Genomic DNA, 14,483 nt, shown 5'->3' with positions numbered 1-14,483 from the left:
AAATGAGCGCAAAAATTCTTGCTATCGATACAGCGACTGAAAACTGTTCAGTTGCGTTGTTGGCTAATGATCAAGTGATGTCACGTAGCGCGGTTGCACCACGCGATCACACCAAAAAAGTACTGCCAATGGTTGATGAAGTACTCAAAGAAGCTGGCCTGACTCTACAAGAGCTGGATGCGTTAGCGTTTGGACGTGGTCCAGGTAGCTTTACTGGCGTTCGTATCGGTATTGGTATCGCACAAGGTTTGGCGTTCGGTGCTGACTTACCTATGATCGGCGTTTCAACGCTGGCTGCAATGGCTCAAGGTAGCTATCGCTTACATGGTGTGACCGATGTCGCTGTGGCCATTGATGCACGTATGGGTGAAGTTTACTGGGCACGTTACACTCGCCAAGCAAACGGTGAGTGGGCAGGGATGGATGCAGAGTGCGTAATTCCACCAGCACGTCTAGTTGAAGAAGCACAAGCAGACGACAAAACGTGGACGACAACAGGTACTGGTTGGGATGCTTACCAAGAAGTATTAGCAGGCCTACCGTTTAATTTGACGCATGGTGACGTTCTGTACCCTGATTCACAAGACATCGTGATTCTTGCTGAACAAGAATTTAAAAAGGGTAATACCGTGCCGGTCGAAGATTCGAGCCCTGTTTATTTACGTGATAATGTGACATGGAAAAAACTTCCTGGTCGCGAATAGTCCGTTTTTCATTAACCTGACAAAAAGCAGGGCGTTTGCCCTGTATTTTTATGGAGTGCTATGGCGTCGATTAATGGCTTGCCTCCTTCTTTGATTCCCGGTGCAAATCGCACTAATAAAGCCAGTCAAAAGAAGCAGGTAAATAAATCACAAACAAAGCAGCCTGTAGGTCAGCCTTCAAAGGTTGCTAACGCCGTGGCGCACTCCATAAAACACGTGGATGAGTCCCAAATTCACCGAGCTCAAGTGCAATATGACCTTCCTGAAGGGGGCGCACGTAAAGCAATGGAGCAGTACATGGATGTCATGAATCGAGCTAAAAAAGAGGAACTGGCTCAATTACTTGGTGTCGATATTTACGTGTGAGATCTCCCCAGCTTGGGGTTACTAATATTGAAAGGTGGTTTATGAAGGTTTTTGGACGGTTTTTTCTCGCATTATTTGCTACGGTTGGTTTGTCTGCGTGTAGCTCGTTGCCAGAGGAGCTAACTGCAAGCACAGAATTGGTCGTTACAGACTATAAAGCTTTTGCTGAGTCTCAGGGGCAAGTGAGTGAAGATGTTCGCCTTGGTGGAATCATCGCTAAAGTGGATAACTTTAAAGATAAAACGCGTCTAGAGATTGTAAACCTTCCAATCAGTAAGTCTGGTAAACCTGATATTGATGAAGAGCCTACGGGGCGTTTTGTCGCCTATTTTGATGGCTATTTAGAGCCTGTCGCCTTTAGTGAAGGCCGTTTGGTGACGGTTGTAGGCAAAGGAACAGGGGAAGAAGAAGGAAAGATCGGTGAGCACGGTTACATCTTCCCGGTAATTAAGGGGGAAGGGTACCGTTTATGGAAAATTGAAGAACGTGTACGCATGTATGACTCGCCAACCTACTTTTACCCATGTTACTCGATTAACTGCCGCATGTGGCGTAACGATTTCCCACAAGACGGTAAAGTGATAAAACAGGTCAAATAATCTGCGATGCATGAGCGTCAATTCGAGCTTCCTGCCGGCAAAATGGCAGCCCTTGAGATAGGGAACGAGAAAACGGCTGACTTGTCAGTCGTTTTTCTTCATGGGTGGTTAGATAATGCGGGCAGCTTTAAAGCGCTCATGGAGCAGTTGAATCAACTTAATCCTCACTTACACCTCCTCGCCATCGATCATTTTGGTCACGGTTTATCGAGTCATAAATCTCACGATAATTATTACCCCTTTCACGACTATATTGCCGATTTGTATCAGTTTTTGGACGAATTATCACCAAACAGACTGATATTAGTAGGGCATTCACTTGGTGCTTTAATCGCAAGTTGCTATAGTGCAGCGTTTCCAGAGCAGGTCGAAGCTCTTGTGCAAATTGAGGGAGCAGGACCTCTTCATGAGGATCCTACTAACAGTTTGCCTCGTCTTCGCGATGGCGTATTAAGTCGAATAAGACAGCAAAACAAGCCAGAGCGAGCCATTGCCTCCTTCGATCTGGCGTTAAAATTACGCATGCAAGCCAACCAATTAACCGCTGAGCAGCTTCTACCGATAGTCGAGCGTGGAACAGAGCAGCGAGGAGATAAATGGTATTGGCGGCATGACGCCAAGTTAAAATGTGCGTCGCTTTACCGAATGGCGCAAGCGCATGCTAACTCGATTACCAGCCAAATACGTTGTCCTCATTTGATTGTATTAGGCGATCAAGGATTTCAGAATTTACCATCTAACCAAGCTGATTGGGGAGAGAACCCACCGCAAGTGGTGTCTGTCAAGGGTGGTCATCACTGTCATTTAGAGCAAATACTCGAGGTCGCAACGCGAATTCTTGGTGTAGTTAACAAAATTTAAACAAGTGTTTGAGAGTTGCGTGCTCAAGCACGTTCGCTGTGCTGTAATAGCTTTCAAAATAAAAAGGACGCTATTTTTTAGCCAGTTATAAACGAGGAGTAACATCGTGGATAAACCATGGCTTTCACGTTATCCAAGTGACGTACCTGAAACCATTAATCCAGAGCAATATGAGTCTTTGGTAGAAATGTTTGAACAGTCTGTACAAAAATATGCAGACCAACCAGCATTCATGAACATGGGCTCGGTTATGACCTTCCGTAAATTGGAAGAGCGTAGTCGCGCATTCGCAGCGTATCTGCAAAACGAGTTAAAACTGCAAAAGGGTGACCGCGTCGCTCTGATGATGCCAAACCTACTGCAATACCCAGTGGCGTTGTTTGGTATTTTGCGTGCAGGTTGTATCGCCGTAAACGTTAACCCACTTTACACTCCTCGTGAACTTGAACACCAATTGAATGACTCAGGTGCGACGACGATTGTGATTGTGTCTAACTTTGCGAACACGCTAGAACAAATCGTCGATAAAACACCAGTCAAACACGTAGTGTTAACCAGTCTTGGTCAAATGCTGCCACGAGCGAAAGGTACGATTGTCGATTTTGTCGTGAAGTACGTTAAGGGCATGGTGCCTAAGTACGATTTACCTGGTGCTATCTCAATGCGTCAGGCTCTACGTAAAGGTCGTCGTCTACAATACGTTAAACCGTTTATGTCTGGGGATGACATTGCATTCCTGCAATATACGGGGGGGACGACAGGTGTCGCGAAAGGCGCGATTCTGACTCACCGCAACATGATTGCGAACGTTTTACAGGCAAAAGGCGCGTACGGACCGGTCTTATCTCCAGGGCGTGAATTAGTCGTGACAGCGTTACCGCTGTATCACGTATTTGCTCTTACCGTAAACTGTCTGCTGTTTGTTGAAATGGGTGGTCGTAACTTACTTATTACCAACCCTAGAGATATTCCAGGGTTCGTGAAAGAGCTACAAAAGCATCCGTTTACTGCGATTACGGGCGTGAATACCTTATTTAATGCATTGGTCAATAATGAAGATTTCCATGAGTTGGATTTCAGTAATCTACGTTTAGCTGTTGGCGGCGGCATGGCAGTGCAGCGCTCAGTGGCGGAAAGATGGCAAAAGACCACGGGTTGCTACTTGCTCGAAGGTTACGGTCTAACAGAGTGTTCTCCGTTGGTGGCGGCATATCCGCATGATCTTGTTGAATACAATGGCTCTATTGGTCTGCCGGTACCATCAACAGAAGTTCGTATCGTGGACGAAGAAGGTAACGCTCTTGCGAATACTGAAACTGGCGAACTTCAAGTTCGTGGTCCTCAGGTTATGCAAGGTTACTGGCAACGACCTGAAGCAACGAAAGATACGATTAACGAAGACGGCTGGCTATCAACCGGCGACATCGTTAAGTTCGATGACGAAGGCTTCCTGCATATCGTTGACCGTAAGAAAGACATGATCTTAGTATCAGGCTTTAATGTTTACCCGAACGAAATCGAAGACGTTGTAGCACTTCACGGCAAAGTACTTGAAGTTGCTGCTATTGGTCAGCCGCATGAAGTGTCTGGTGAATTAGTGAAGATTTATGTCGTGAAACGCGATCCGAGCTTGACCAAAGACGAAGTGATCGCGCATTGTCGAGAACACTTAACTGGCTACAAAGTTCCGAAGTTGGTTGAGTTCCGCGAAGACTTACCTAAAACCAATGTCGGTAAGATCTTGCGTCGTGTTTTACGCGAAGAGAATGACGCTGAACTTGCGAAGAAAAGCGCATAAGCCGATTTCGTCGAGTCGAGAGATTTAAAAAATGATAGAATGCCAGCGTTTTGCTGGCATTTTTATAGCGAGAAGTATGTGAACTATCAAATTATTACTAAAAACAAAGACCTAGAAGAGGTTTGCACTCATGCCCGAGAGGCAGACGTAGTGATGCTGGATACCGAATTCGTTCGTATTCGCACTTTCTACCCGCAGTTAGGTCTGATTCAGCTTTTCGATGGTAATCGCCTCTCGCTGATTGATCCGACTGAATTAACGGATATGACGCCGTTTGTAGCGCTATTAAAAGATACTTCTGTGCTAAAAGTGCTGCACGCATGTGGTGAAGATTTAGAAGTTTTCCAAAACGCTTTTGGTTGTACACCATTCCCTATGGTGGATACGCAGCTGATGGCCGCTTTTCTCGGTCACGGCCTATCGACAGGCTTCGCATCGCTGGTGGAAGAATATTTAAGCGTAGAGCTCGACAAAAGTGAATCACGTACCGACTGGATGGCTCGTCCACTGACACAAAAGCAATTAGATTATGCTGCCGCAGATGTTCATTACTTGTTACCGTTATACGAAAAGCTGTTCGATAAGGTGACGCAAGCAGGTTGGTGGGAAGCTGTACAGCAAGAAAGTGATTTACTCGTTTCGAAACGTATTCGCGTAACCAATGAAGAGAATGCCTACCTTGATATTAAGGGCGCTTGGCAATTAAAACCTTCTGAGCTGGCGATTTTAAAGCCATTGGCGACGTGGCGTTATCGTGAAGCAATCAAACGAGATTTAGCGCTGAACTTTATCTTCAAAGAAGGTGATCTATTAACGGTCGCTCGTCTTGGTTTAACGAACTTTAAGAAGATGGAAGCAGAAGATATTGATATCCGAGCGATTAACCGCCATGGCGCGAAGATTGCCGCGATTGTTAAACAAGCGAAGCAAACACCTTCTGAAGAGTATCCTGCGAAAATTGAGCGTTTAATGGACTATCCGGGTTACAAGCAGGTCTTCAAAAATATGAAAGACTTGGTGAAATCGGCTTCGCAGAAGTCAGGTTTAGCCACGGAGTTCCTTGCCTCTAAAAAGCAGATCAATCAGTTGATCAGTTGGGTTTGGAAAAAAGATCGTGACCCAGAAGTATTGCCTGATTTGATGCAAGGGTGGCGTTTGGATTTACTCGGCGACAAGATGAACAAAGCATTAAAGTAATGAAAGATGAAAAAGGTTGGCCTCGATGCCAACCTTTTTCGTTCTAATTAGAGCATTCGTCTTGCGAGAGAAACTGATTACTTTTCTTCGTCTGGTAGCTTCACATTCAGCTCAAGAACTGAGATATCGTCGTCTTTGTGCTCAAATGTTAAGTCAACCATATTTGGATCAATTGCCACGTACTTGCTGATCACCTTCAAGATGTCTTCTTTTAATTGAGGCAAGTAAGACGGCGCAGGATCATTTTGGCTGCGGCGCTCTGCGACAATGATTTGCAAACGCTCTTTAGCTAGATTCGCAGAAGTTTTCTTCTGTGGACGGAAAAATTCTAATAATGACATGTCTAGCCTCCAAAGAGTCGTTTAAAGAGTCCTTTCTTCTCCTCAGTAAGGAAACGAAATTCAACCTGATTGCCTAATAAGCGATCAACGGTGTCAGAATAAGCCATACCCGCATCGGTGTTATCGTCAAAAGTGACTGGCACACCTTTGTTTGACGCGTTAAGCACGGCTTGGCTTTCTGGAATCACGCCCAGTAGTGGAATATGTAAGATCTCCTCTACGTCTTCAACGCTTAGCATTTCGCCTTGAGTGACGCGAGATGGGTTGTAGCGAGTCAGTAACAGATGCTGTTTTACTGGCTCTAGCCCTTGTTCTGCACGCAGCGACTTAGAATCTAAAATACCGAGAATGCGGTCAGAGTCACGTACAGAAGAGACTTCTGGGTTCGTTGTGACAATGGCTTCATCGGCATAGTACAAGGCCATTAACGCGCCTTGCTCGATACCTGCTGGTGAATCACAAATAATAAAATCAAAGCCCATTTCATCAAGTTCACCGAATACGCGCTGAACACCATCTTTTGTCAGTGCGTCTTTATCACGAGTTTGAGAAGCAGGAAGAATAAATAGGTTGTCCGTGCGCTTATCTTTGATCAGCGCTTGGTTTAATGTCGCTTCGCCGTTAATGACGTTTACAAAGTCATACACGACGCGGCGCTCACAGCCCATGATTAGATCGAGGTTACGCAAACCGATGTCAAAATCGATCACCGCTGTCTTTTTTCCCTTAAGAGCTAGACCAGAGGCGATGGCTGCGCTTGAAGTGGTTTTACCAACGCCACCTTTACCAGACGTTACTACAATAATGCGTGCCATTTTTTTTCCTTTTTAGATTAAATCGCGAGAACTTCTAAATGTAATGATTCATCGGCTTTACTGATCATTACTTTCTTTTGCCAGTACTCGCTTTCAATTTGATCGCTTAACCAGTAGTCACCCGCAATGGATACCAGTTCTGCTTGTAAATCGTGGCAAATAATACGCGCTTCCTGCTGACCACTTGCTCCTGCAATCGCACGACCTCGAAGTGTGCCATGGATATGAATAGAGCCGTCAGCAATGACTTCAGCACCTGCACTTACGTGCGCTAGCACCACCAAATCACCATCTTTTGCGTAGATCTGTTGTCCTGAGCGGACAGGCGTACGAACTACTTTCGTTGGTGCCATTTTGGCAGGTGCTTGGCTTGGCGATTTGCTCGCCGACATAATGGCGAAGCCAGCTTCGGAAGCAAGGTTTTGTACACGCTTGTCTTTACAGCCCGTTACACCGACCGGAATAAAACCGGCATCTGAGATGCCTTGTTTAAGCTTAGGGAAATCAATGTCGCCTTGTACTTTTGCTATATTGATTACCAAAGGCGCGGATGCAAAAAAAGAAGGTGCTTGAGAAACTTTTTCTTGCAAAAATTCGACAGTCTTTGCGATCTCATTGTCAGAAAGGTGTAAAACTGACAATGTAAAACTGCTACCTTTAAGGTCTGGTGAATGGGTCATCGTGGACTTCTTGCCTTTATTGAAAGAGCGTTGCCTTAAACTAGGTATGTCATGTTATATTTCATCCTTTGACGCAGCAAGTTCTCTCGTGGGCAAATAGGTGAATTAATCTCAAATTTGCTATTAAGTTTGCGAGAATTTGACGTTTTCAACCTAATCCGCACTCAACGCGGCTAAATCAGCATAAAAGGCGTGTCATGCTTTGTTCTATTTATAAAAGCTCGAAAAAAGAAGGTACTTATCTCTATATTCCGAAAAAGGATGATTTTTCACAGGTTCCTGACACCTTAATGCAGATGTTCGGTAAGCCTATCGCTGTCATGACGATTAAACTTGATGGCCGTAAATTGGCACAAGTTGATATCGAAAAAGTGAAGGCTTCATTACAAAATGATGGCTTCTTTCTTCAGGTTCCACCGCCGCCGGAGAACCTATTAGAAAAGTACAAAGAACAAAAAGCCCAGCAGAAAGGCGAATAACATCATCGTTTTTCATCTGGGATTTCTGCCTTGCTCAAGGAGGGCAATATGAAAAAGATACTGGCTACCATGCTTAGCGTTGGTATGTGTACCTCGGCTTTTGCAAGTAGCGAGGGTTTTGATGAATACTTGAATAAGCTGCGTGCTGAAGCTCGTGATAAAGGTATCTCAGAGCAGGTCATTAGTGCTGCTTTTGCTAATGTTGAGTACAAGCCCCGAGCAGTAAAAGCGGACCGAAACCAACCAGAAAAGAAACTGACATTGGATGAGTACATTCCTCGCGCGGTGCCTGAATGGAAGGTGAAGCAAGCCAGACAACTCTACAAAGAGCATTACACCGAGCTAAAGCGTATAGGCGATGAGTACGGTGTCCACCCGCGCTTTATTGTGGCACTTTGGGGAGTTGAAAGTAACTTTGGTAAGTTTACCGGCAACTTTAAAGTGATTGATGCACTATCCACAATGGCATTTGAAGGCCGTCGTGAAGAGTTTTTCCGTAAAGAGACTATGTCGGCACTGCAGATCCTCGATCAAGGCCATATTGAGCTAGAGAACTTTAAAGGCTCATGGGCTGGTGCGATGGGTCAATGCCAGTTTATGCCAAGCTCTTTCCTTCGTTTTGCTGCTGACGGCAACGGGGATGGTAAAAAAGACATATGGCAATCTGAAGCGGACGTGTTTGCATCAACCGCTAACTATTTGAGCAAGTCTGGTTGGGATGATAAATATACTTGGGGTCGCCAAGTTAAGGTTCCTAAAAATATTGATCGCAGTCTAGAAGGGCGCACGGCTGAAAAAGGCAAATACCTTCAAGAGTGGAGCCAATTAGGTATCACAAAATATGACGGTAGCCCGTTGCCAAAACTGGATGAAGACATCAAAGCATGGTTGATCATGCCGGACGACGAGAATGGTCGTACGTATCTGGTTTACAATAACTACAACGTATTGATGAAGTGGAACCGCTCTTACTACTTCGCACTTGCTGTGAGTCACTTGGCTGACCGCATTAAATACTGATCTGCCATCAAACAATTTGGCATCCAGTCTTCAATACAAGGGCTCTTCGGAGCCCTTTGTTTTTTCTATAACCAAATCGAGGTAAAGCGTGTTATCTGAACGTGCCGCACAAATGGTGATTTTCTCCGCTCTTCTTAAACACAAAAGCTTCACAGCTGCTGCAAAGAGCTTAGGCGTGTCGGTGTCTCATGTGAGTAAACAGTTAAGTCAGTTAGAAGCGTCTCTTGGTATCAAGCTTGTTCAACGCACTACGCGAAGCTTTACGCCGACTGAGGCAGGGAAAACCTTTTTTCATCACTGTGAGCAAGTGGTACAAGCGGTGAGCAGCGCCACATTAGAGATGGAAACCCAGCGGGATGAAGTGGCAGGTTTGGTACGTCTTGGGTTGTCGCAATCATTTGGTACCTTACACATTATTCCAGCGATTCAAGAGTTACGCGAACTGTATCCTCAACTTCAAGTGGAAGTACATCTGTTTGACTATAAGGTCGATATGTTAGCCGAAGGGCTCGATTTATGGGTAACCAACAACGAGCATTTGCCTGAAGGTTACATTGCGCAGCGTTTGACGGATTGCCAGTTTGTTGTTGCGGCATCGCCAGATTACTTATTGAAACATGACACGCCAACAGAACCGGATGACCTATCTGCTCACAACTGCCTCATATACAGAAGCTGGGAGCGTGACTATACGGGGTGGGCGTTTACCAAAGATCAGCAAGAATTGAACGTAAAAGTCTCGGGTAACTATTCAGTGGATCTGGCAGAAGCCGTTCGGGATGCGGCTATTGCAGGTTGGGGTATTGCCTACCTTGCCACTTACTTGCTGGGTGATGAGTTCAGAACGGGTAAGTTAATACAGCTGTTACCTGATTGGAAAGCCAGCCAGTCGATGCCGTTTTATGCGGTATACCCAAGCCGCCAGCATATGCCAAAAAAAATATCCGCAGTGATTAACTTTATCAAACAGAAGATCGGCAACCCTTGTCATTGGGACCAACGTTTGGCGCCTTACATCTCTATTCCTAAATAACAGGATCAATGACGTTGTAGAACGACACATAAGGTGATTCACTTCACAAAAATTTTTCCTGAATCAGAAACATATTTTCCATATGGAAATAATTAAGATAAGCAAACGTTTATCTTCAATAAATTCAATTGGTTATTTTGTTGGTCAGTTATTGGTCGCTTAAACTTTTCACACTGTTAACATCCTCAACTTGCAGCATTTTGAGTCCGCTATACAATCCGGTGCCTTCCATATCCCCCTTCTGTCGGATTCATTTTATGAACTCAATTATTGGTATCGTAGCCATACTATTCCTAGCATGGCTACTTTCTACAAATAGAAAAAATATAAAGCTGAGAACGGTGTCGTTTGCGTTTGCTTTGCAGGTACTGTTTGCGTTGTTGGTTTTATATGTACCAGCAGGACGAGATGCGCTGAATTCAGTGAGCAGTGTTGTGTCGAATTTGATCAACTATGGCCAAGAGGGCATTGCGTTTTTATTCGGTAATTTGGCGACAGGGGGCTTCACCTTTGCGATCAATGTTCTGGGTATCATCGTTTTCTTCTCCTCTCTTATCTCAGGTCTTTATCACATTGGTGTGATGCCAAAAATCATTAACTTTATCGGTGGTGGTATTCAAAAGCTGCTGGGTATCGGTCGTGCTGAGTCTTTGTCTGCTACGGCGAATATCTTTGTTGGCACCATTGAAGCACCATTAATGGTAAAGCCTTACCTAAAACACATGACTGACTCGCAGTTCTTTGCAGTTATGACAGGTGGTTTAGCGTCAGTTGCTGGCGGAACGTTGGTTGGTTACGCATCACTGGGTGTCGACCTCAACTATCTTATTGCTGCTGCATTTATGTCAGCACCTGCCGGCTTGTTGATGGCAAAAATTTTAATGCCAGAAGATACGGATAAAGCAGCAGATATCGACATTAGCCAAGTTGAAATTCCACGTGCAACCAACGTAGTAGAAGCATTAGCCGATGGTGCCATGGCGGGTGTACGCATTGCTGTATCGGTCGGTGGTACGTTACTGGCGTTTATTAGTGTCATTGCAATGCTAAACGGCATGTTAGGCTGGATAGGTGATCTTATTGGGACACCATTAAGTTTTGAGCTCATCCTAGGTTTTGTGTTTGCGCCAGTCGCTTGGTTGTTGGGTATACCATGGCAAGAAGCAACCACAGCAGGCTCGCTGATTGGTAACAAGATTGTGGTGAATGAGTTCGTCGCTTTCATCCAGCTTGCAGAAGTGAAGTCTCAACTTAGTGAACACTCACAAGCAATCGTGACGTTTGCTTTGTGTGGCTTTGCAAACATCTCAAGCATGGCGATGCTGATTGGTGGGTTGGGCTCATTGGTACCAGAAAAGCGTGCATTTGTTTCTAAGCATGGTTTCCGTGCGATTATCGCTGGTGTCATGGCGAACTTAATGAGCGCTTCGATTGCGGGTGTGATTTTAAGTCTGTAATTGAAATAGATATCAACAATTAGCAAAAAGGCTCCTTGCGGAGCCTTTTTCGTATCTGAAGCTTTACGTTATTTGTCTGTGTGGAACTGTTCGCAAGCGAGCATAGTGTTCTCAATTAAACTTGCGACGGTCATTGGGCCAACTCCACCAGGAACAGGAGTAATAAAGCTCGCACTTTCACGTGCTTTGTCGTATTCCACGTCGCCAACTAGTTTGCCTGAGTCAAGACGGTTAATACCGACATCGACCACCACTGCGCCTTTTTTAATCCACTCACCAGGGATAAAGTTAGGCTTACCAACCGCAACCACGACAACGTCAGCTTGACGCACATGACTCTCTAGGTCTTTGGTAAAACGGTGACATGTTGTTGTTGTGCAGCCCGCAAGCAGCAGCTCAAGTGTCATTGGACGACCAACAATGTTTGACGCGCCAACCACAACCGCATGTTTACCACGTAGCTCAATGTTGTAACGGTCGAGTAGGGTAATGATGCCCTTTGGCGTGCAAGAGCGAAGCTTTGGAATACGTTGTGCAAGACGGCCAACGTTGTAAGGGTGGAAGCCATCCACGTCCTTCTCTGGGTGAATGCGCTCTAAAACATGTGTTGTGTCTATGCCCGCAGGAAGGGGTAATTGCACTAGAATGCCGTCAATTTCATCATCGTTGTTTAATTCATCAATCAGCGCTAGTAACTCTTCTTCTGAGCTAGACGCAGGAAGGTCAAAAGACTTAGAAACAAACCCAACTTCTTCACATGCGCGGCGTTTGCTACCGACATAAACTTGAGAAGCAGGATCTTCACCAACTAGAACCACTGCTAAACCAGGAGCACGTAGCCCAGCTTCAACACGTGCTTTAACACGTGCAGCCACTTCGGATCGAACAGTTTGGGAAATGAGAGTTCCGTCTATATTTTGAGCAGTCATGACTTTCCTTATAAATTAAGAAGGCAGATTATCTGCGGCGCATTGTCGCAGAATTTCTTATCAACATCCATACGCAAACGTTTGCTTTGTGGTGTTTTTGAACATTAAGCGTTTTAATGGACTTTTTTTAGGCATTCAGATCAGAATGTTATGAAAACCCGTTGATTTACCCGTTTGAACTCGTATAATCCTGTCCCTGTAGCGCGCCCTTAGCTCAGCTGGATAGAGCACGTCCCTTCTAAGGATGTGGTCATTGGTTCGAATCCAATAGGGCGTGCCATTTATTCAAAAGCCTCGATAACTCTTTGAGTTGTCGGGGCTTTGTCGTTTTTAGGTTTTTGGCTGTAATTGCCACTCTATCTACAACTTTTGAATGGCATTCTAGCCATTGCAATTTCTAGCAATTAATATGGACGCATATTAATTACCTTTCGTTAACCTTTATGCCTGCCACTTCTAACTTTTATGACCGACACGCCGACTCTTTCGCGAAGCAATACACATCGATCCAGTTTGAGGATGTCCACGCGAGTTGGAGAGTCTTCTGGCCCCAGGCTGGAGATCGTGTGTTAGATGTTGGCGCGGGCTCTGGTCGAGACGCGAAATGGATGGCTGAGCATGGGTGTGAAGTTGTTGCGATTGAGCCTGCTCAAGCACTTCTAAGGCTTGGTAAGTCTTACTGTGGCGATTCCGTTACTTGGCTTGAAGATGCATTACCTAAGCTTGAGAAAACCATTAATCTTGGCTTTCGCTTCGATTTAATTCTTGTCAGTGCGGTATGGATGCATCTTGCGCCTACGCACCGTGAACGTGCATTTCGCAAACTTGCAAATTTGTTAGCGCCTAATGGTCGATTGGTGATTAGCCTTCGTCACGGTGACTTTTCTGACGGTCGTAAAGCTTATCCCGTATCGGTTGAAGAGCTCGAAAAGTTTGCAAAGAATAGCGCTTTAATGGTGAGAAACGTATCTCTCGATGACGATCAGTTAAAGCGAACGGGTGTATCTTGGCAAACTGTAGTGATGTCTTTGCCTGATGATGGTTCCGGTGATCTGAATAAGGTTCGCCACATTATCGTCAATGATTCCAAATCGGCTACCTATAAGCTCGCACTACTACGTACTTTACTACGTATTGCAGACGCTCATTCTGGTGCAGTGGTTGATCGCAGCGAAGGTAAAGTTGCAATCCCATTAGGATTAGTTGGCTTATATTGGATTCGTCAATTTAAGCGTTTAATCGATAAAGAGAACATCCAGCAAAGCTCGAACTCGTCTAAAGGGCTAGGTTTTATAAAGCCCGATGGCTGGGGCAGACTTTCCCATTTAAGTCCTGATGATCTTGCTATAGGCACGACATTTTTTGGTGAAGATGCAGTGGCGCTTGATAAAGCGATAAAAGACAGCTTAAAAACCATAAAAGATGGTCCCGTCACTTTTACCTATCAAGGTGATAAATCAAACCCTTACTTTGAAATGATTCGTTCAGCTAAGAAGCCAAAACGTTCAATTGTTGTGGATAGCGAGTTCCTCGAAGGTTATGGGCTGTTTGTGTTGGATGAAAGCCTTTGGGATTGTTTTCGATTGTATAACTCTTGGATTGAGCCGCTGGTGGTCAACCAATGGATTATGGAAATGCAACGATTTCGGTCTAATCAAGAGCGGGGTATTCCACTGCAAACGTATCATGATTGTTTGGTCTGGATTGATAAAGACCATGATACGCGAGTCGTGCGAAAGAGAATTGAACAGTTGAAGCTCAGCCATTGCGACATTGTCAGTGTATGGAGTGGAAGCAAATTACGAAATGAGTATCACGTTGATCACTGTTTGCCATTTGCTTATTGGCCCAACAATGATAAGTGGAACTTACTACCAACATCTAAGGTTGAAAACCTAAACAAGCGTGATCGTATTCCTGCTAGCTATCGATTAAACGCATCCAAGCCGCGAATTTTGGATTGGTGGCAGTTAGCTTGGGGAGAGACGGATAATTTGAGTCGGACGTTTTTTACCGAGGCTTCATTGTCGCTACCTAATGTGCCTGCATCTTGTCAAGATTTTGAGCATGTCTTTGAAGCGATGGGATTACAAATTCGTGGTGTTAAAAGTCGCCTTTGTATCGCGGAATGGTAATGTCTTGTTTGCCGTTACAGCGTGATATATGAACCTGATAGCCACCAACAAAAAAGCGCTGGTTAACCA

15 protein-coding genes and 1 tRNA gene are annotated in these 14,483 nt (G+C 44.9%); 12 read left to right on the top strand and 4 right to left on the bottom strand.

Going from position 1 to position 14,483, the window contains the following annotated elements; translation table 11 throughout:
- The first annotated feature begins 2 nt into the window (after positions 1–2).
- The 6 genes from tsaB to rnd all read left to right on the top strand — a co-directional run bounded on the left by tsaB (position 3) and on the right by rnd (position 5,525).
- Positions 3–704 (top strand): tRNA (adenosine(37)-N6)-threonylcarbamoyltransferase complex dimerization subunit type 1 TsaB, encoded by a 702-nt coding sequence (tsaB, locus tag R7E47_RS16320; RefSeq protein ID WP_318084650.1) that lies wholly within the window; start codon positions 3–5, stop codon positions 702–704.
- Positions 705–764: 60 nt separating this feature from the next.
- The gene (locus tag R7E47_RS16315) at positions 765–1,070 is read left to right on the top strand and encodes a hypothetical protein (RefSeq protein WP_047102883.1); all 306 of its coding nucleotides are present in this window, start codon (positions 765–767) and stop codon (positions 1,068–1,070) included.
- 41 nt (positions 1,071–1,111) lie between these two features.
- A complete protein-coding gene (locus R7E47_RS16310) occupies positions 1,112–1,669 on the top strand; it encodes a Slp family lipoprotein (protein ID WP_205460858.1) in 558 nt (185 codons plus the stop codon).
- Positions 1,670–1,675: 6 nt separating this feature from the next.
- Complete coding sequence (locus tag R7E47_RS16305) at positions 1,676–2,530, top strand: alpha/beta fold hydrolase (protein ID WP_005382215.1); 855 nt, start codon at positions 1,676–1,678, stop codon at positions 2,528–2,530.
- Positions 2,531–2,636: 106 nt separating this feature from the next.
- Complete coding sequence (gene fadD, locus R7E47_RS16300) at positions 2,637–4,328, top strand: long-chain-fatty-acid--CoA ligase FadD (protein WP_005382216.1); 1,692 nt, start codon at positions 2,637–2,639, stop codon at positions 4,326–4,328.
- Positions 4,329–4,406: 78 nt separating this feature from the next.
- On the top strand, positions 4,407–5,525 hold the full coding sequence (gene rnd, locus R7E47_RS16295; RefSeq protein WP_085569974.1) for a ribonuclease D: 1,119 nt from the start codon (positions 4,407–4,409) through the stop codon (positions 5,523–5,525).
- A gap of 77 nt (positions 5,526–5,602) precedes the next feature.
- On the opposite strand, the gene minE is transcribed toward rnd, so the two are convergent.
- From minE to minC, 3 genes are read right to left on the bottom strand one after another with little or no spacing between them, the layout of a single operon-like run.
- Complete coding sequence (gene minE, locus R7E47_RS16290; protein ID WP_005388332.1) at positions 5,603–5,866, bottom strand: cell division topological specificity factor MinE; 264 nt, start codon at positions 5,864–5,866, stop codon at positions 5,603–5,605.
- A gap of 2 nt (positions 5,867–5,868) precedes the next feature.
- The gene (gene minD, locus R7E47_RS16285; protein WP_005388331.1) at positions 5,869–6,681 is read right to left on the bottom strand and encodes a septum site-determining protein MinD; all 813 of its coding nucleotides are present in this window, start codon (positions 6,679–6,681) and stop codon (positions 5,869–5,871) included.
- A gap of 17 nt (positions 6,682–6,698) precedes the next feature.
- Positions 6,699–7,361, bottom strand: a complete 663-nt coding sequence (gene minC / locus R7E47_RS16280) for a septum site-determining protein MinC (protein WP_005382304.1) — start codon at positions 7,359–7,361, stop codon at positions 6,699–6,701.
- Positions 7,362–7,558: 197 nt separating this feature from the next.
- On the opposite strand from minC, the gene R7E47_RS16275 reads away from it, so the two are divergent.
- From R7E47_RS16275 to R7E47_RS16260, 4 genes are all read left to right on the top strand, one after another.
- Complete coding sequence (locus tag R7E47_RS16275) at positions 7,559–7,840, top strand: YcgL domain-containing protein (RefSeq protein ID WP_005382303.1); 282 nt, start codon at positions 7,559–7,561, stop codon at positions 7,838–7,840.
- A 48-nt stretch (positions 7,841–7,888) separates the two neighbouring features.
- Positions 7,889–8,860 carry a lytic transglycosylase domain-containing protein gene (locus R7E47_RS16270; RefSeq protein WP_005388330.1) on the top strand — a complete coding sequence of 324 codons (972 nt, stop codon included), beginning with the start codon at positions 7,889–7,891 and terminating at the stop codon, positions 8,858–8,860.
- An 88-nt stretch (positions 8,861–8,948) separates the two neighbouring features.
- Positions 8,949–9,893: a LysR family transcriptional regulator gene (locus R7E47_RS16265; protein ID WP_017634801.1), complete on the top strand. Its 945-nt coding sequence runs from the start codon at positions 8,949–8,951 to the stop codon at positions 9,891–9,893.
- Positions 9,894–10,150: 257 nt separating this feature from the next.
- Positions 10,151–11,350: a NupC/NupG family nucleoside CNT transporter gene (locus tag R7E47_RS16260; RefSeq protein WP_005382298.1), complete on the top strand. Its 1,200-nt coding sequence runs from the start codon at positions 10,151–10,153 to the stop codon at positions 11,348–11,350.
- Between the two features lie 68 nt (positions 11,351–11,418).
- On the opposite strand, the gene folD is transcribed toward R7E47_RS16260, so the two are convergent.
- Positions 11,419–12,279: a bifunctional methylenetetrahydrofolate dehydrogenase/methenyltetrahydrofolate cyclohydrolase FolD gene (gene folD / locus R7E47_RS16255; protein ID WP_005382297.1), complete on the bottom strand. Its 861-nt coding sequence runs from the start codon at positions 12,277–12,279 to the stop codon at positions 11,419–11,421.
- Between the two features lie 203 nt (positions 12,280–12,482).
- Between folD and R7E47_RS16250 the strand changes: the two genes are divergently transcribed.
- Positions 12,483–12,559 (top strand) — tRNA-Arg (locus R7E47_RS16250).
- Positions 12,560–12,722: 163 nt separating this feature from the next.
- Positions 12,723–14,414: a class I SAM-dependent methyltransferase gene (locus R7E47_RS16245; RefSeq protein ID WP_005382296.1), complete on the top strand. Its 1,692-nt coding sequence runs from the start codon at positions 12,723–12,725 to the stop codon at positions 14,412–14,414.
- Positions 14,415–14,483 lie beyond the last annotated feature (69 nt).

It is taken from the genome of Vibrio sp. Vb1026 (assembly GCF_033338745.1).
Classification (GTDB): domain Bacteria; phylum Pseudomonadota; class Gammaproteobacteria; order Enterobacterales; family Vibrionaceae; genus Vibrio; species Vibrio alginolyticus.
The sequence above is the reverse complement of the archived record's forward strand: the minus strand, read 5'-3'. Positions and strand labels throughout refer to the sequence as shown.